The following is a 15,963-nucleotide window of genomic DNA, read 5'->3' on the forward strand; positions in this document are numbered from 1 at the left end:
GCAGCCCGTCGCTGTCGAACATCGTCGTGAACGGCGCGTATGCGACCCAATCGCTGTCGGGCGCCCACACGAAGATCGACGGGCGCAATTCGAGCTATCCGGTCAACGCCTGGCTGGCCAACGTCAGCCTGGATGCGACCGCGCAAAGCGGCGACCAGTATGCGAATGTCGGCTTGTATAACTCGAACGTCACGCCGTCCGGAACCGGCATGACCACATCGAGCTTCACGACGACGGGAAGCGTGCCGAACTGCGCTTTCTGAAACCGCCAATCCGCTGCGCGCCCCATGCGACGGAACCCGTCAGCGGTCCGTGCGCATGGGGGAAACGGGATATCCATGCAGATTGATAGCCACATCGAACAACGCCGTTACATGCGGCACCTGTGCATCATTGCGGTCGCGGTGGTCTGCGTGACGGTGGGCTTGCTGCGGATTCTGCAGGCCGATCCGGAACCTGCCGTCGCGAGTCCGACGAGCGAGGCGCGCCCGGCCGGCTCGTCTAGCTCGTCCGGCTCCGAACCGAGCGTCGGGCGTGACGATCCCGGGCTCATCGTCGCGGAAAACCACGAACTGATCGTGAATGCCGCGCTGCTCGACCTGATCAATTCTTTCCTGCTGCGGAAGACGGACGACGATCGGGCCGATCAGTTGCGGATCTATCTGAAAAGCGAACTGCCGTCGCCGGCGTACGGCGAAGCGGAGCGGATCGTCGAACGTTACCAGGCGTACATGAGAGCGCACGACGAGTTGCTCGCGGCTCAACATCTTGCCGGCGCGACGGACGCATCGGCGCTCGACATAGAACGCGTTGCGGTCTGGTGTTAGCAGCGCGACCGCTTGCGGCAAAGCATACTGGGACCGTCGTGCAGGCGTGGTACCAGAACGATGACGCGCAACTCGATCAGGTACTTCAGGAGTCGAGGCAGCGCGCCGAGGATGACCAGGCGCCGGAATTGTCCGCACAGCAGCCGCGATATCCGGTTCCTCACTGGCGCAACAAGAGCGACGAAGAGCGCCATCGCCAGTACATGCTGCGTGTACTCGATCACGCTATGACGAGCTTCGAGGCGTTGAGTCGCGACTCGAGACTTTGACGCGCGGTGCGGGTAAGAAGTGACGCTTCCCGGCGGACGCACTTTTATGCTGCCGTGCGGGTGACAGCACTTTGCCAGCGTTTTGCCAGCGTTTTGCCGATAGGCACGAGGATCGAAATGGATTCAATTTGCTCCGAAATGCGTACCCGGTTCAGCAAAAAGAAAAGGGCTTACATACGAATGTATGTAAGCCCTCGAATCTTTTGGTAGGCCGTACGGGATTCGAACCTGTGACCAACGGATTAAAAGTCCGCTGCTCTACCAGCTGAGCTAACGACCCAAAAGAGAAGGGAAATTATATCGGCGAACCGATGGCCTGTCAATACTACGAGGCCATCAGGCCAATGTGAAAAGCCCGGGCATCACTACCCGGGCTTTCCAGCGAGAGGCGCGCGTGGCTATCACTTCGGACACTGCGCGTTACTGCCGACAACTACATCAAAACGTGATCAATCCGCCACCACGAACTACTTGATCTGCGACAGCTTGCTCTGCGCCGACTGCGCGACGTCCGAGCCGGCGTATTGCGCGACGATCTGCTCGAGCGTCTTTTTCGCCGCGGCCTTCTGGCCTTGTTCGAGCTGATTGTTCGCGATCGCGAGCAGCGCTTCCGGCGCGCGCGGATGCTGCGGGTACTTGGCCACAATTCCTTGCCAGACCGCCGTCGAACCCTTGTAGTCGCGCAGTGCATACAGCGCGTTGCCGAGCCAGTATTGCGCGGTCGGCTGATAGGGGCTGGTCGGATATTTGGAGATGAAGCTGCGGAACGATGCTGCGGCGGTCTTGAAGTCTCCGCTGCGGAACTGCTGTGAAGCCGTGTTGAACGCATCGGTTTCACCCGGCTGGACCTCGCCCTGGACACCATCCACCGTCTGCTGCTGCGGCTCGAATTTCTTCAGGCGCGTGTCGAGATCGGTGTAGTAGTCCTTCTGCTGCTTTTGCAGCGTCGTGAGCTGGTTCGCCATGTCCTCGTTCTGTCCGCGCAGAGTCGCGACCTGCTGGTTCAGCTGGTCGAGACGGTTGGACTGATCGAGGATCGTGCGCTGCGCCGCCGACAGCTGGCTCGACAGACTATCGGTCTTCGAGCGCAGATCGAGAATGGCCTGGCGGGCCTGATCGTCGTCGAACATGCCCGCATGGGCGGGCACGGCCGCGAGGGCCGTGCCTGCGACGCAGGCCGCTGCGGCAACCCGCAGCCAGGAGAAACGATGCGTCATTCGGCTTATCACCCGTTGACTTACTGTTGATACACGAGGTCGGCGCGGCGGTTCTGTGCCCACGACGCTTCGTCATGACCCGTTGCCAGCGGCTTTTCCTTGCCGAGGCTCACGGCTTCCATTTGCGAATCCGATACGCCCATCAGCGACAGCGAACGACGCACGGCTTCAGCACGCTTCTGGCCGAGCGCGAGGTTGTATTCGCTCGTACCGCGCTCGTCGGTGTTGCCCTGGATCAGCACGTGACGCTGCGGGTGACCCTTCAGATATTGCGCGTGTTGTTGCAGCAGCGGTTGATAGTCGTCCTTCACCGAGTAGCTGTCGAAGTCGAAGTAGATGCTGCGCTTTGCGAGCGGGCTGTTCGGATCGTTCAGCGGGTCGACGTTGACCGTCGCGACGTCGTTCGGATTCGGTTGAGCCGAGCCTGCGCCCTTGCCGGCGTTTTCGTCGAGCTTGACGCCAGAGTGACATGCGGCCAATGCACCGACCATCACGACGGCGAATGCGAAACGAAGTTTGGACATCATTTGATTACTCTCCTTGTGTTATTGCATCAACGTTATTGCATAAACGGGCCCCAGGATGGCTCGCGTACGCTGCCCCCCTGAACGGACAGGACCTGCCGAGTGCGACCATCGGTCGATACTGCGGCCAACACGCCACGGCCGTTCACCTGAGTGGCGTAAAGAATGTACTGACCATTCGCCGCGAAGCTCGGCGATTCGTCATGTGAGGTGTCCGTCAGGCCCGTGGCAGTTCCGCCTTGCAGGTCCTGGATGTACAGCTTGAATGCACCGCCGACGCGCGAGATGTAGGCAAGCTCCTTGCCGTCAGGACTCACACGCGGGCTGGTGTTGTAGCTGCCCGTAAACGTGACGCGTTGCGCGTTGCCCGCGCTTTCACCTTGCGCGGGCATCTTGTAGATCTGCGGAGCGCCGCCGCGGTCGCTCGTGAAATAGATCCACTGACCGTCAGGAGAGTAGGTCGGCTCGGTGTCGATCGAGCTGCCCTGCGTCAGACGACGCAGACCGCTGCCGTCCGCGTTGACCGCGAAAATCTGCGTATTGCCGGTACGCGACAGCGCGACGGCGAGCGTGCGGCCATCCGGCGACCACGCCGGCGCGCTGTTGTTGCCCTTCTGGTCCGATACGACGATGCGCCGGCCGGTGGGCAGGTCGTGGATGTAGACGATGGGCTTTTTCTTCTCGAACGACACGTACGCGACCTTGGTGCCATCTGGCGACCAGGCCGGCGAAATGATCGGCTCGGGGCTCGACAGCGCGATATGCGCGTCCTGGCCGTCCGAATCCGAGATCTGCAGCTGGTAGCGGTTGCCCGACTTGATCACATACGACAGGCGCGTAGCGAACACGCCGCGGTTACCCATCAGCTTGGCGTAAATGTAGTCCGCGACCTTGTGCGCGCTCATGCGCAGACCGCTCTCCGGGCTCACCAGCACGAGGCCGCCGAGGCTTTCGCCCTTGACCGTGTCGTAGAGCTTGAAGCGCACTTCGTACTGGCCGTTCGGCAGGCGGCTCACGCTGCCCGCGACGAACGCGTTGGCGCCCTTCGCCTTCCATGCGCCAAGGTCGACGGAATCGGTCTCTGACATCGGCGTCGAGCCTGCGTCGATATTCGTGAATTTGCCGCTGCGTTGCAGGTCCTGACGCACGATCGTGCTGACCTGCTGCGGGGAGTTCGCTTCATTGGCGAAATTCGCCGTTGCGATCGGAAACTGGGTGGATCCGACGCCCGTCACGAGGACGTTGAGTTGTGCGTTGGCGGCGCCGCCGACGGCGATCAGGCACGTTGCCACGAGTGTTCGCAGGCCTAGCTTGGTCATCAAACTCATGCTGTATGGGTTCCTCAAAACGGTTTTACTTAATACTCGAAGACAGCAGACAGACCGGTAAACGGCTATTTCGTTCCCGCGCAACGCCGGCCTGGTGGGGCGCGGCGTTGGATGTTAGTCGGCTGTCAGCCTGCACATCAAGCCGCCGGCCGCAGCGTGATAGTGAAGTAGTCCGGCGTCTTGCCATTCACGTCCCGCGGCATCGGATCGGAGGCTTTCACCGCCCGCAACGCGGCGGCGTCCCACGCGGCGTTGCCGCTGCTGTGGGTAATGTTTGCGCTCAGCTGATTGCCGTCCGGCGAACAGCGCACGGCGATCACGGTCTCCAGACCTTCCGTTTCGCCGCCCCAGTTCACATGCTGAAGCACCAGCCGGCGCACCTTGTCCGCGTAGCCTGGCGATGCCGCCGTGCCCCCGGAGCCGCTACCCGTTCCGCTCTTGCCCAGCCCGTTGCTGCTCGAACTGCTGCCGCCGACGCCGCCAGCCAGACCCTGCATTTGCGCCAGCCGCGCGCGACGGTCCGCATCGAGCTGCTTCTTCGCTTGTGCCGCCGCTTCGGCTTGCGCCTTCGCCTTCGCCGCCTTCTCGGCCTCAGCCTTCTTTTGCGCTTCCGCCTGAGCCTGCTTTTGCTGCTGCTCCTGCTGTTCCTTCAGTTGCTGCTGCTTCTGCTGCTCGGCGAGCTGCTGCTGCTTGAGCTTCTCGGCCTGCTGCTGTTGCTGTTGTTGCTGTTGCGCCTGTTGCTGCTTGAGCTTGGCGGCTTTCTGCGCCGCGAGTTGGGCCGCCTGTTCGGCCGCCAGTTGTTGCTGACGCTTCGCTTCCGCTTCCTGCTGCTCTTTCAGCTTCAACTGGCGCTGCTGTTCGGCCAATTGCGCGGCGCGAGCCGCTTCCTGCTGCTGACGCTTCTTTTCCTGCAGCGCGATGTCGGCCTGCTCGTCGCGCACGGGCGGGGCCGGGGCGACCGGCGCGGGCGGCGGCGTGACGACGGGATGCGGGATCGCGGAATCCGGCACCTCGGTCCACAGTTCCGCCTGCTCGCCCTCGGGCGTGCTGTTTTGCCACTGGATGCCGTGATAAAGAAAGAATCCGAGCAGCGCATGCATCACCAGCGCGAACAGAAAAGCTCGCCCGGTACCGCGTTCACGCGGTGGCTGAAGCGGATATTCGGTGTTCTTGCGGATCATTGCGATTTGACAAGCAATCCAACGCGCTTGACGCCCTGAGCCTTCAACTCGGACATCACATTCATCACGACTTCGTACTTCACGGTTTTGTCGGCGGCGATCACGACGGGCTGATCCGGGTGCGATTGTGCCCGATCGGCGATGAAACCTTTGAGACCAGCTTTCGTCATGTCTTCCTGCTGCTGCGTGCCGGAGTCGTCCTTGTACTTGACGCTCATGTTGCCGTCCGCGCGGATGTTGACGATCACGGGCGGCGTCTGCTGCTGCGGCGCGGCGCCGCCGACGGTCGGCAGATTGACGATCGACGGTGCGACGAGCGGCGCCGTGACCATGAAGATCACGAGCAGCACGAGCATCACGTCGATGTACGGCACGACGTTGATGTCGGCCATCGCGCGACGCGAGCGCGAGCCGCGCATGCTGGAGGAGCGGGAGCCTGCCATCGGGGCCTCCTTAGTGTGCCTGACGCTGCAGGATGTTCGAGAACTCTTCGATGAAGGTTTCGAAACGGATCGCCAGACGGTCGATGTCGTGCGCGTAGCGGTTGTAGGCGACCACTGCCGGAATCGCCGCGAACAGGCCGATCGCGGTGGCGGTCAGCGCCTCGGCGATGCCCGGCGCGACGTTCGCGAGCGTGGCCTGCTGCACGTTGGCGAGGCCGCGGAACGCATTCATGATCCCCCACACCGTGCCGAACAGACCGATATACGGGCTGACCGAACCGACCGAGGCGAGAAACGCGAGGTTCGCTTCGAGCACGTCCATTTCGCGCTGGAACGATGCGCGCATCGCGCGCCGGGCGCCGTCGAGGATCGCGCCGGCATCGTTCAGGCGTTTCTCTTTGCCTTTCAGGAATTCGCGCATGCCGGACTCGAAAATCCGCTCGAGCGCGCCGATCCTGTGGCGGTTGTTCGCGGCGCTCTGATACAGCGCCTGCAGGTCGCCGCCCGACCAGAAATCGCGCTCGAAGCGCTCAGTTTGCGCGCGCGCCCGGCGAATCGCAAACCACTTGCGGAAGATGAAAGTCCAGGAGAGTAGCGACAGCAACAGCAGCAGAGCCATGACGGCCTGGGCCAGCAGGCTCGCGTTGAGTACGAGTGAAACGATCGACAGATCTTGTGTAGTGTTCATAAAGGTTCGTTTTAACGTCCCGGGAAGGGGGCGTCCGGCTGCAAAGCCGCTTCAAGCTTGCCGTGGGCAAAACGGAAGCTTCGGCGATATCGAAGCCGAACCATGCTTTGTGCAACCTGACCGGTATGAGTTCACTGGCCCCGTAACAACGAGGCTCAGGTATCGTCCGTTGACATGCCGCCGTGGTTCAGTCCGCGCTCTCGCCGACGCCCGGTCCGTGCCGCAGCGCGGCAAGAACCGAAGGCGGGATCGCGGCTGGCCGCAGCGTCGCGCGGTCCACACAGCCAACCCGGACCGACCCGCTGGCAAGCAACGTGCCTTCGCGCCAGGCTTCCTGCACGAAGTCTACCGAAGCTCGGCCAAGACGCTCGATCCGGCTGATAATTTTCACGAGATCGTCGAGCCGGGCCGGAGCCCGGTAATCGACCGCGGTACTGCGCACGATGAAAATCGCGTCGTTTTCTTCCGCAAGCCGATGCTGGTCGACGCCACACGCGCGCAGCCATTCGGTGCGAGCCCGTTCGAAAAACTTCAGGTAATTGGCGTAAAACACGATGCCGCCGGCGTCGGTATCTTCGTAATACACGCGGATGGACCACGTATAGCCGATTTCCGTGCCTGGCTGGCTGGTCGACATATTCATGCGGCGCATTCTACCGGAACGCAAACTCCGGGGTCTGTTTCGAAGTGTGAGTTGCGTGTGGCGGGTGTCGGCGGCGATGGTGGCCGGCTTTGCCGGCCGCGCCGGGACTGGGGGAGCGGATCGGCGTGCCGCGAGAAAAAGCCAGCACGGTGACGGGCGGCGGCGGGACCAATGGAAGGGGCGGCTGTCGCCGCCCGCCTTCAAACTCAGCCGCGATGCACGGACAGACCCGCGAACGACTGTGCGACCGGCATCAGCTCGATCGTGTTGATGTTGACGTGGGCCGGGCGCGTGGCGATCCAGTAGATTGAATCGGCGATGTCTTCGGCCGTCAGCGGCTGCACGTTTTCGTAGACTTTGGCGGCCTTGTCGTCGTCGCCGCGATAGCGCACGTTCGAGAATTCGGTGCCGCCGCACAGACCCGGCTCGATGTCGGTCACGCGCAGCGCGGTGCCGGCGAGGTCGGCGCGCAGGTTCAGGCTGAACTGGCGCACGAACGCCTTGGTCGCGCCATACACGTTGCCGCCTGGGTACGGCCAGCGGCCCGCCACCGAACCAAGATTGAAGATATGTCCGCGATTGCGCTCGACCATGCCGGGCAGCAGCGCATGTGTGACCTGCACGAGGCCCGTGCAATTGGTCTCGATCATGGTGTTCCATTCGTCGAGGCTCGCCTTGTGCGCCGGCTCGGTGCCGAGGGCGAGGCCGGCGTTGTTGACGAGCACGTCGATTGCGGCGAAGTCGGCCGGCAACGAGGCCGGCACGGCTTCGACGGCGGCGCGGTCGCGCACGTCGAGCTCGTACGGCAGCAGCGCGGCGCCGAGTTCGTCGGCGAGTGCCTGGAGACGGTCCTTGCGGCGAGCAGTGGCGACGACACGATGGCCGCCCTTGACGAACGAGCGGGCGATGGCAGCGCCGAAGCCGGCCGACGCTCCTGTGACAAACACGATCATTGCAGTTCCCTGGTCGGTAAGAGACAAAGGCCCCAAGACTACTTCCAATGCCGCGCTGCGGCAAGGATGCACGAGCCGGATCGGCGGCTGCCGCGGCGGCGCGCAACGGGTGCTCGGCGCGGTCGGGGTGCTTTCGTCAGATGGTTGCGCAGCGGGGTCGCCAGACCGTCCGCAGGGCCCGCCAGCAGCCGCCGGAGCGCCCGCAAGTCGGTTGCCTATTCGGGCCTCTTCCAATACACTAACGCGCTCGACCCTGCGTGACTGGCGATAGAACCGAGTCGTCCGACTCAGCCGATTCAACCAATCGGGTTCAAGGTGGAACAACCCACCGTGAAGCGCAGGGTGCCGTTTTGCCGTTCGCCTGGGCAGCCGTGAACCGCGCGCATTAATCTGCGCTGACGGTGGCTGGCCTGCCTCGCGTATGCGGCGACTCTCCACTCGCCAAGTCAGGGCAAGCCTCGCCGCCCACAGCGCTGCGTACCCCGCTGTGTACCCTCTACGCAGGATTCGGCGCACGATCCGGTCAACCTGAAAACACTCAACGGAACCCGTATGTTTGACAGAGCCCAAAGCACCATCGCCAACGTCGATCCTGAACTCTGGAAGGTCATCGAGCAGGAAAACCGCCGTCAGGAAGAGCACATCGAACTGATCGCGTCGGAAAACTACACGAGCCCGGCCGTGATGGCCGCGCAGGGCTCGCAACTCACGAACAAGTACGCCGAAGGCTATCCCGGCAAGCGCTACTACGGCGGCTGCGAGTACGTCGACGTCGCCGAGCAGCTGGCGATCGACCGCGTGAAGCAGCTGTTCGGCGCCGAAGCCGCGAACGTGCAGCCGAACTCCGGCTCGCAGGCCAACCAGGGCGTGTTCTTCGCAATGCTCAAGCCGGGCGACACGATCATGGGCATGAGCCTCGCCCACGGCGGCCACCTCACGCACGGCTCGCCGGTCAACATGTCGGGCAAGTGGTTCAACGTGGTCAGCTACGGTCTGAATGAAGCCGAAGACATCGACTACGACGCTGCTGAAAAGCTCGCCCAGGAACACAAGCCGAAGCTGATCGTGGCGGGCGCATCCGCGTTTGCGCTGCGCATCGATTTCGAACGCATGTCGAAGATCGCGAAGTCGGTTGGCGCCTACTTCATGGTCGACATGGCGCACTACGCCGGTCTCGTCGCCGCGGGCGTTTATCCGAACCCGGTGCCGCACGCCGACTTCGTTACCACCACCACGCACAAGAGCCTGCGCGGCCCGCGCGGCGGCGTGATCCTGATGAAGGCCGAGTTCGAGAAGCCGATCAACTCGGCGATTTTCCCGGGCATCCAGGGCGGTCCGCTGATGCACGTGATCGCCGCGAAGGCCGTCGCGTTCAAGGAAGCCCTGTCGCCGGAATTCAAGGCTTATCAGCAGCAGGTCGTCGAGAACGCGCGCGTGCTCGCTGAAACGCTGGTCAAGCGCGGTCTGCGCATCGTGTCGGGCCGCACGGAGAGCCACGTGATGCTGGTCGACCTGCGTGCGAAGAAGATCACCGGCAAGGCTGCGGAAGCGGCACTCGGCGCGGCGCACATCACGGTCAACAAGAACGCGATCCCGAACGATCCGGAAAAGCCCTTCGTGACCTCGGGCATCCGCCTGGGTTCGCCGGCGATGACCACGCGCGGCTTCGGCGTGAAGGAAGCCGAGCAGGTCGGCAACCTGATCGCCGACGTGCTGGACAACCCGGAAGACGCCGCGACGATCGAGCGCGTGCGCGCGCAAGTCGCCGAGCTGACCCAGCGCTTCCCGGTTTACGGCTAAGCCGTCATGCATTGCCCCTTCTGCCGCCACGCCGATACGCAGGTCGTCGACTCGCGCGTATCCGAAGACGGCGCGACGATTCGCCGGCGCCGCCGCTGCCCGGCCTGCGACAAGCGTTTCACGACGTATGAGCGGGTCGAGCTGGCGTTGCCGTCGGTCGTCAAGAAGGACGGCACGCGCACGGAATTCGATCGCCGCAAGATCGTCGCGAGCATGCAACTGGCGCTGCGCAAGCGCCCAGTTGCGGTGGACGCGATTGAAGCGGCGGTCGCCCGCATCGAGTATCAGCTGCTCGGCAGCGGCGAGCGCGAGGTGCGTAGCGAGCGCCTCGGCGAACTCGTGATGAACGAGTTGCGCGCGCTCGACACGATCGCTTACGTCCGCTTCGCCTCCGTATACCGGCGCTTCGAAGACGTCTCCGAATTCGAGGACGTGATCGAGGAATTTCGCCGCGCCTCTTCCCCGCCCAAGCCTTCCCGCAAGCGCTGAGCGCACGCGTGCCGCAGCTGAGCTGCGGTCATTCGCATCCATCGCCTCGCGCATTTCGCGCTTTTCTTCACGCATCGCTTCTCCCGCCTCCGTGATCGATCGTCACGTGCATTGTTGCGTGCGCTAACGTCTGAATGCCACCTGGCCATTCGGACGATGGTCGGCGCGCTCGCAAATCGCTAGATTGGCTGCATTCGTTCGAAACGATCAGGGATGCAGATGAAAATCAAGGGAACTCGCCGGCCATCGCGCGCCGGTTTCACGCTCGTCGAGACGCTGGCGGTGATAGCACTGGTGATGCTGATGGCGGTGATGGCGATGCCGTCGTTCGCCGCATGGCATATGCGAGATCAGGTCGACGCGCGCTCGAAGGCGCTGCTGTCCACCTTCGCGTATGCGCGCAGCGAGGCGCTGCGGCGCGGCGCGCGCATCACGGTGTGTCGCGTCGATGCCGCGCGCGTCTGTCTCTCGTCGGGCCAACCCTGCGCCGACGGCGTCGCCGACTGGGCCTGTGGTTGGGCCGTATTCGCCGAACGCGGCGGCAAGCCGGCGTTGTTGCGCGCGCAGCCGGCGCTCGCGGCGGTGAGCATCGCCGGCGTGCAGACGGATATGACGTTCACGCCGCCCGCGGGGCAACTGATCGGCGCGTTTCGAAGTTTCGATATCGCGCCGCGCAGCCCATCGAAGTCGATGCAGGGGAACCCATGGCGGCGCTGCATCAGTGTCGCGGCGGGAGGTCGCGCGCGGATCTCGGAGGGCGCGTGTGGAGCGACGTCATGAGATGGCCCGCATTCAGTACTGGTGTGCGTGCGCAAGCGTCGGCATCTGGCGGCAGTTCGTTGATCGAGGTGATGCTTGTCGTCGCGTTGGTCGCGGTAAGCGCGCTGGGGTTGATCGCGGCTCAGGTGTGGACCGCACGTGAAGCGCACGCAATGTCGCTGCGCGAGAGCGCCACGTGGATAGCCGACTCGATCGCCGAAGCGACGCGCACGCCTTCCGTGGGCAATGCCGCACTCGATCAATCGAGCGGGTGGGCGAGTGTTCTGCTGCCGCAAGGCGACGCATCGATCGGCGAGAGCGGCGCGGTCGCGTCGGCGCGCGTGACGTGGGCGTCCGTGCGGGATCGGCCCATTGCGGGCGATGGGATCGGGCCGCCGGCAGAGCCTTGCGGCGACGTCGATGCACCGGCCGGATCGTCGTGTGTCGCGTTGGCGTTCGCGAAATGAAGCGGCCGTATTGCCCACGCGGTCACACGCTGGTCGAATTCCTGATCGCGATGGCGCTCGGGCTGATCGTGACCGCGGGCGCCGTGTCTCTTTACACGGCGCAGCGCAACGCGTTCGTGCAGGCGAGCAACGCGACCCGGATTCGCGAAGCCGGCTTGACCGCGCTGATGCTGATCGGCCAGCAATTGCAGATGGCCGGCTTCGTCCCTGCCGACGTCGTTGGCTATAACGCGGCGCCTTCGCTGTTCGGCTGCTCGGGCGGTCGCCCGACCGGCGCCGACGACAACCTCGCTTGCACCACGTTGAGTACCGGCTCCGATGGCGTCGCGGTCCGTTACGTCGCAGACGTCGTATCGACGTGGCCATCGTCGAGCGGGCAGGTCACCGACTGTGTCGGCCAGGCCGTCAAGAGCAGCGATGCAGTCCTTGGCGATCAGGGCGCGCCGGTGGTCAATCGGTACTTCGCCAACGTCAGCGGCTCGACCGGCGAGCCGGAGCTTTACTGCGTCGGCAGCGGCAATGCGGGGTCCGCGCAGCCGCTGGTCGAAGGCGTCGAGCGCGTCCGGTTGCGCTACTGGCTGGGCGGTGCGGCCAATGCTGTGAATGCGTCGGCCGTCGCTGCGGATCAATGGACGAACGTCGTCGCGGTGGATGTCTGCGTGCTGGTGCGCGGCGCGCCGCAAGGACGGCGCTCGAAGTACGTCGACTGCGATGGCGTGAGTACGCTCGGCAGCGACTTGCGGCCTCGACAGGCGTTTTCGCGCAGGGTGGCGCTGCGCAATCGCGCGGAGGTGTCGTCGTGATAAACCGTGACCCAGCAACGCAACGCTGTCGCGCGTACGACATATGCGGCGGGGCAAGTGGAAAAGCGAAAGGCTTAGGTAAGCGAAGTTGTCGGGACGGTGTCCGACGCACACATCAACGCGGTGTCGTGCTAGCTATCGTGCTGTTGATCTCGGCCATGATGCTCGCCACGTCCGCGATCTGGTTCGAAACATCGCTCGCGGCCGCTCGCGCGGCGACCAATGCGCGCGACTATCTGCAGGCTTTCCACGCGGCCGATTCGGCGCTGAGCTTGTGCGCGCGCAACGTGCAATCGGCACCTGGCGACGCGCCCAATGGGCCGCTCTCATCCGGCGAGCCGGCTCAATGGAGGCTTGAAGCCGCGTTCGACGCAGGCGCCATCACGCCTGTGCCGCAATGGCCGGGATCATCGCGCGCGCCGCAATGCCTGATCGAGCCTTGGCGTCTCTCGACTCGACCCAACGCGAGCGCTTATCTGCTCACCGCGCGCGGCTTCGGGCAGAGCGGCGAGTCACAGGTCTGGTTGCAGATGGAGCTGGTGACCGAGGATGGCGCGATCGAGCGTCATTGGCGGCGTGTTGCCGCGAGACCATTCTGAGGAACGCACCGACTGGACACGTATGAAAAGGCCGAACACATCCGCATTCACGCTGCTCGAACTCGTGATCGCGCTCGCGATTGCCGCCACGCTCGCCGCGTTTGCGATCCCTTCATATCGAAGCCACATCGCGCGCACCCATCGCATCGACGCGGCGTCGGCGTTATATCGGGCTGCGCAATTCGTCGAGGCCGCGGCGAGCGATGGCGTGCCGGCCTTGCCACCGGGCATCGATCAGGCGCCGCAGTTCGGCGCGCCGGTGTATCGCGTGCGCGTGCTGCCCGCGGACGATACGAACGGCGGCTATTCGATCGAAGCGGTTCCAGCGGAAGCGGGCCCGATGCGCGATGACCCGTGCGGCACGTTCACGCTGGACGCGACAGGTCAGCGAGGCAATAGAAATGACACGAGCGGCGCGGCGCCCACGAGCAGCGAATGCTGGAATACGGGTTAGCGGGTGAATTGAAAACCGACGCGCGCAGCCTTGCGAGCGAGACATCCGATAGTTCGCAGATCGCAGCCACTCGCCGCGGCCAGGACCTCAATAGCCGCTTCTCGTCGAATCGGCCTGCTCTGCCGCCGACTGCGCCGTAGCGGGAGCCCCCGCGGCCGCCCGCGCCGCCGCCGACTCGTTTTTCATCTGTTGCCAGATCCGGAACGCTTCCCACGCGCCGAGCGCAAGGCCGCCCCACTTGAGTGTTGGCCTCGCGCTCCTGATGACCGTCGCGCGCAGCGGTTTGGCGAGCAACAGCGAAACGATCGAGCTGATGAAGGGGTAGTGCTTGAGCAATGCGCCGATCGTGCCCGCGTTGAGCACGCTCGCCTTCGGCCCTTTGCCGACGCGCACGCCGCCGAAGCCGGGGATCACGAACTTGAGCCAGCTGAAATGCGTGACGGCCTGGCGCAGTTCGAAGGCGGCCTGCGCGAGCTCGACGCGTTCGACATCCGCGCGCACGAGCAGCAATTCCTTGCGCAGCGCCCGCAGATGCGGGGCGCTCAGATCCTTCGACGGATGGCGCTTGTTACGAAAGGCTGTATCGGGACGGGATGGGCTCATGGCGTGTCGGCGGGAGTGGAGGTGAGGCGATGGATCGGATGCAGACAAACTTGCCCATCAGTCGCGGCTGCGAAACGCTTCGCGATCCTTTTCGAACTCGGCCAGGGTCGCTTCGAATACCAGCGGCGCATTGCGCAAACCGCTGCGCGCCTTCAGCGCACAGGCGAGCCCAGCAATCGCGTAGACCGCGGTGATGCCGGCAAGCGCCTGCCATCGGTAGGTGTCCCAGAAGGCAATGGCGACGAGTGCGGTCAACGCGATCAAGGCCATCGTGGCGAGCATCATCGCGGCAAGGCCGAGAAACAGCACGCCGAGCAGGCGGTCTTTTTCCTCGGCGAGTTCGATGCCCACCAGTTCGAGCCGCGTCTGCAGAATCGCAAACACGGAACTGAGAATACGGCGCAACGGGCTGTGTTCTGCGCGCTGCGAGTGTGTTTCGGTCGTCATGGCTGTGGGCGTTGCGCGTGAGGGCCTGGCCAGCGCGCACGCGCGCCAGCAGAAGGGGACCGGCGAGGCTCGCGCCGGTCCGCCCGTATCGCCGGTGCGCCGGACATGCCTGCTCCGGCGGACTCACCGGCCTTTACTTGCGATTGATCAGCAGACCCACCACCATGCCGATGCCGGCGGCGATACCGATGGACGCCCACGGATGTTCGTGCACGTAGTCGTCGGTAGCGCGGGCAGCCTTCTTGCCTTTTTCGACGACCACGACCTGAACGTCGGCTGCTTTTTCTTTCGCCTGCTTCAGGCGCGTCAGCGCGGTCTCGCGCAGTTCGGACGCGCGTTCGCCGGTAGCGCTCGCGGCCTGTTTCAGCAGGTCTTCAGCGTCCGCGAGGACGGTTTTGATATCCGACATCAATCTCTCCTTGTTGACTTCCGACATTGACAGCTCCCTTTGTCTCACGCTACGCGTAAATCGTAACCAAAGAAACGGTTGCTGGCGAGCGTAGTGCCGGTTGCAGGCCGCCGACGCACGATCCGTTCCCGGCAGCGCGCGGCGACACCAGGTTGAGGGCACTTTGCTCCAGACCGATATCTGGATTGAGTTGATCTGTCCCGCAAAGTTTCCATCAAACTGGAGAAAATTACAAAAACGCATAAAGTACTGACGCGATCTTGGTTCGCCATGTACCACCACGGCCTTATGCTTTATCGTGACGGGCCGTCGCGGGCACACGCCCGCGACCTTATCTGGATACGTTCCAAATACCTACAGGAGATGCACTATGAGTCTACGTCTTGGCGACATTGCGCCGGATTTCGAACAGGAGTCGAGCATTGGCCGTATCAGTTTTCACGACTGGCTCGGCAATAGCTGGGGCGTGCTGTTCTCGCATCCTGCCGACTTCACGCCGGTCTGCACGACCGAGCTGGGCCTGACCGCGAAGCTTGCAAGCGAGTTCGAAAAGCGCAACGTGAAGACGATCGCGTTGTCGGTCGATAGCGCGGAGTCGCACAAGGAGTGGATCAAGGACATCAACGAGACGCAGGCCGCCAACGTCGGTTTTCCGATTCTCGCGGACGGCGATCGCAAGGTCTCCCAGCTTTACGACATGATTCATCCGAACGCGAACGAAACGTTCACCGTGCGTTCGCTGTTCGTCATCGATCCGAACAAAAAGGTGCGTTTGATCATCACGTATCCGGCGAGTACCGGCCGCAACTTCGACGAAGTGCTGCGCGTGATCGATTCGCTGCAACTGACCGACAGTCACTCGGTCGCGACGCCGGGCAACTGGAAGCAGGGCGATGACGTCGTGATCGTGCCGTCGCTGAAGGACGAAGAAGTGATCAAGCAGAAATTCCCGAAGGGCTACAAGGCACTGCGTCCGTACCTGCGCATGACGCCGCAGCCGAACCAGTAAGCTGCGCAGCATCGAACAGAAAAGCCGGATCGAATGAACCGGCTTTTTTTG

22 protein-coding genes, 1 tRNA gene and 1 riboswitch are annotated in these 15,963 nt (G+C 63.6%); of the genes, 10 read left to right on the forward strand and 13 right to left on the reverse strand.

The window, feature by feature from the left end:
* Positions 1-26 precede the first annotated feature (26 nt).
* Together AB3X96_RS03535 and AB3X96_RS03540 are read left to right on the forward strand one after the other, a co-directional pair.
* Positions 27-263 carry a hypothetical protein gene (locus tag AB3X96_RS03535; protein ID WP_368588592.1) on the forward strand — a complete coding sequence of 79 codons (237 nt, stop codon included), beginning with the start codon at positions 27-29 and terminating at the stop codon, positions 261-263.
* A 75-nt stretch (positions 264-338) separates the two neighbouring features.
* Complete coding sequence (locus tag AB3X96_RS03540) at positions 339-827, forward strand: hypothetical protein (RefSeq protein WP_368588593.1); 489 nt, start codon at positions 339-341, stop codon at positions 825-827.
* On the opposite strand, the gene AB3X96_RS03545 is transcribed toward AB3X96_RS03540, so the two are convergent.
* The 10 genes from AB3X96_RS03545 to ydfG all read right to left on the reverse strand — a co-directional run bounded on the left by AB3X96_RS03545 (position 824) and on the right by ydfG (position 8,073).
* The gene (locus tag AB3X96_RS03545; RefSeq protein WP_368588594.1) at positions 824-1,051 is read right to left on the reverse strand and encodes a hypothetical protein; all 228 of its coding nucleotides are present in this window, start codon (positions 1,049-1,051) and stop codon (positions 824-826) included. The genes AB3X96_RS03540 and AB3X96_RS03545 overlap by 4 nt on opposite strands.
* Positions 1,052-1,300: 249 nt before the next feature.
* Positions 1,301-1,376: transfer RNA gene (locus tag AB3X96_RS03550), tRNA-Lys, on the reverse strand.
* Positions 1,377-1,563: 187 nt separating this feature from the next.
* The gene (ybgF, locus tag AB3X96_RS03555; RefSeq protein ID WP_176122511.1) at positions 1,564-2,313 is read right to left on the reverse strand and encodes a tol-pal system protein YbgF; all 750 of its coding nucleotides are present in this window, start codon (positions 2,311-2,313) and stop codon (positions 1,564-1,566) included.
* 20 nt (positions 2,314-2,333) lie between these two features.
* Positions 2,334-2,840: a peptidoglycan-associated lipoprotein Pal gene (gene pal, locus AB3X96_RS03560; protein ID WP_176109473.1), complete on the reverse strand. Its 507-nt coding sequence runs from the start codon at positions 2,838-2,840 to the stop codon at positions 2,334-2,336.
* Positions 2,841-2,872: 32 nt separating this feature from the next.
* A complete protein-coding gene (gene tolB, locus AB3X96_RS03565; protein ID WP_368588595.1) occupies positions 2,873-4,165 on the reverse strand; it encodes a Tol-Pal system beta propeller repeat protein TolB in 1,293 nt (430 codons plus the stop codon).
* Between the two features lie 137 nt (positions 4,166-4,302).
* Positions 4,303-5,346 (reverse strand): cell envelope integrity protein TolA, encoded by a 1,044-nt coding sequence (gene tolA / locus AB3X96_RS03570; RefSeq protein ID WP_176367635.1) that lies wholly within the window; start codon positions 5,344-5,346, stop codon positions 4,303-4,305.
* On the reverse strand, positions 5,343-5,789 hold the full coding sequence (gene tolR, locus AB3X96_RS03575; protein WP_013088523.1) for a protein TolR: 447 nt from the start codon (positions 5,787-5,789) through the stop codon (positions 5,343-5,345). The genes tolA and tolR overlap by 4 nt, the downstream gene beginning before the upstream one ends.
* A gap of 10 nt (positions 5,790-5,799) precedes the next feature.
* Entirely contained in the window at positions 5,800-6,477 is a 678-nt protein-coding gene (tolQ, locus tag AB3X96_RS03580; RefSeq protein WP_176109470.1) for a protein TolQ, read from the reverse strand.
* A 187-nt stretch (positions 6,478-6,664) separates the two neighbouring features.
* Positions 6,665-7,129, reverse strand: a complete 465-nt coding sequence (gene ybgC / locus AB3X96_RS03585) for a tol-pal system-associated acyl-CoA thioesterase (RefSeq protein WP_368588596.1) — start codon at positions 7,127-7,129, stop codon at positions 6,665-6,667.
* A 197-nt stretch (positions 7,130-7,326) separates the two neighbouring features.
* The gene (ydfG, locus tag AB3X96_RS03590) at positions 7,327-8,073 is read right to left on the reverse strand and encodes a bifunctional NADP-dependent 3-hydroxy acid dehydrogenase/3-hydroxypropionate dehydrogenase YdfG (protein ID WP_368588597.1); all 747 of its coding nucleotides are present in this window, start codon (positions 8,071-8,073) and stop codon (positions 7,327-7,329) included.
* Positions 8,074-8,320: 247 nt separating this feature from the next.
* Positions 8,321-8,447, forward strand: a riboswitch (ZMP/ZTP riboswitch).
* A gap of 178 nt (positions 8,448-8,625) precedes the next feature.
* Here ydfG and glyA point away from each other — a divergent pair.
* From glyA to AB3X96_RS03625, 7 genes are all read left to right on the forward strand, one after another.
* On the forward strand, positions 8,626-9,873 hold the full coding sequence (gene glyA / locus AB3X96_RS03595; RefSeq protein ID WP_176122516.1) for a serine hydroxymethyltransferase: 1,248 nt from the start codon (positions 8,626-8,628) through the stop codon (positions 9,871-9,873).
* A gap of 6 nt (positions 9,874-9,879) precedes the next feature.
* Entirely contained in the window at positions 9,880-10,362 is a 483-nt protein-coding gene (nrdR, locus tag AB3X96_RS03600; protein ID WP_008919734.1) for a transcriptional regulator NrdR, read from the forward strand.
* Between the two features lie 213 nt (positions 10,363-10,575).
* Complete coding sequence (locus tag AB3X96_RS03605) at positions 10,576-11,142, forward strand: GspH/FimT family pseudopilin (RefSeq protein WP_368588598.1); 567 nt, start codon at positions 10,576-10,578, stop codon at positions 11,140-11,142.
* Positions 11,139-11,588 carry a hypothetical protein gene (locus AB3X96_RS03610; RefSeq protein WP_368588599.1) on the forward strand — a complete coding sequence of 150 codons (450 nt, stop codon included), beginning with the start codon at positions 11,139-11,141 and terminating at the stop codon, positions 11,586-11,588. Before AB3X96_RS03605 ends, AB3X96_RS03610 begins: the two co-directional genes overlap by 4 nt.
* Positions 11,585-12,391, forward strand: coding sequence for a PilW family protein (locus AB3X96_RS03615; RefSeq protein WP_368588600.1), 807 nt, complete (start codon positions 11,585-11,587; stop codon positions 12,389-12,391). The genes AB3X96_RS03610 and AB3X96_RS03615 overlap by 4 nt, the downstream gene beginning before the upstream one ends.
* Positions 12,391-12,990 carry a hypothetical protein gene (locus AB3X96_RS03620; RefSeq protein ID WP_368588668.1) on the forward strand — a complete coding sequence of 200 codons (600 nt, stop codon included), beginning with the start codon at positions 12,391-12,393 and terminating at the stop codon, positions 12,988-12,990. Before AB3X96_RS03615 ends, AB3X96_RS03620 begins: the two co-directional genes overlap by 1 nt.
* Before the next feature lie 22 nt (positions 12,991-13,012).
* Positions 13,013-13,444 (forward strand): type IV pilin protein, encoded by a 432-nt coding sequence (locus AB3X96_RS03625; RefSeq protein ID WP_184225978.1) that lies wholly within the window; start codon positions 13,013-13,015, stop codon positions 13,442-13,444.
* Between the two features lie 87 nt (positions 13,445-13,531).
* Here AB3X96_RS03625 and AB3X96_RS03630 read toward each other — a convergent pair whose 3' ends face one another.
* From AB3X96_RS03630 to AB3X96_RS03640, 3 genes are all read right to left on the reverse strand, one after another.
* Positions 13,532-14,047 carry a DUF3318 domain-containing protein gene (locus tag AB3X96_RS03630; RefSeq protein ID WP_368588601.1) on the reverse strand — a complete coding sequence of 172 codons (516 nt, stop codon included), beginning with the start codon at positions 14,045-14,047 and terminating at the stop codon, positions 13,532-13,534.
* Between the two features lie 57 nt (positions 14,048-14,104).
* Entirely contained in the window at positions 14,105-14,494 is a 390-nt protein-coding gene (locus tag AB3X96_RS03635; protein WP_176109461.1) for a phage holin family protein, read from the reverse strand.
* Between the two features lie 133 nt (positions 14,495-14,627).
* Entirely contained in the window at positions 14,628-14,930 is a 303-nt protein-coding gene (locus AB3X96_RS03640) for a YqjD family protein (RefSeq protein WP_026227987.1), read from the reverse strand.
* 343 nt (positions 14,931-15,273) lie between these two features.
* Between AB3X96_RS03640 and AB3X96_RS03645 the strand changes: the two genes are divergently transcribed.
* Positions 15,274-15,912 (forward strand): peroxiredoxin, encoded by a 639-nt coding sequence (locus AB3X96_RS03645; RefSeq protein WP_176109460.1) that lies wholly within the window; start codon positions 15,274-15,276, stop codon positions 15,910-15,912.
* Positions 15,913-15,963: the final 51 nt, after the last annotated feature.

This window comes from Paraburkholderia sp. BR13439 (assembly GCF_040948805.1).
Classification (GTDB): Bacteria; Pseudomonadota; Gammaproteobacteria; order Burkholderiales; family Burkholderiaceae; genus Paraburkholderia; species Paraburkholderia youngii.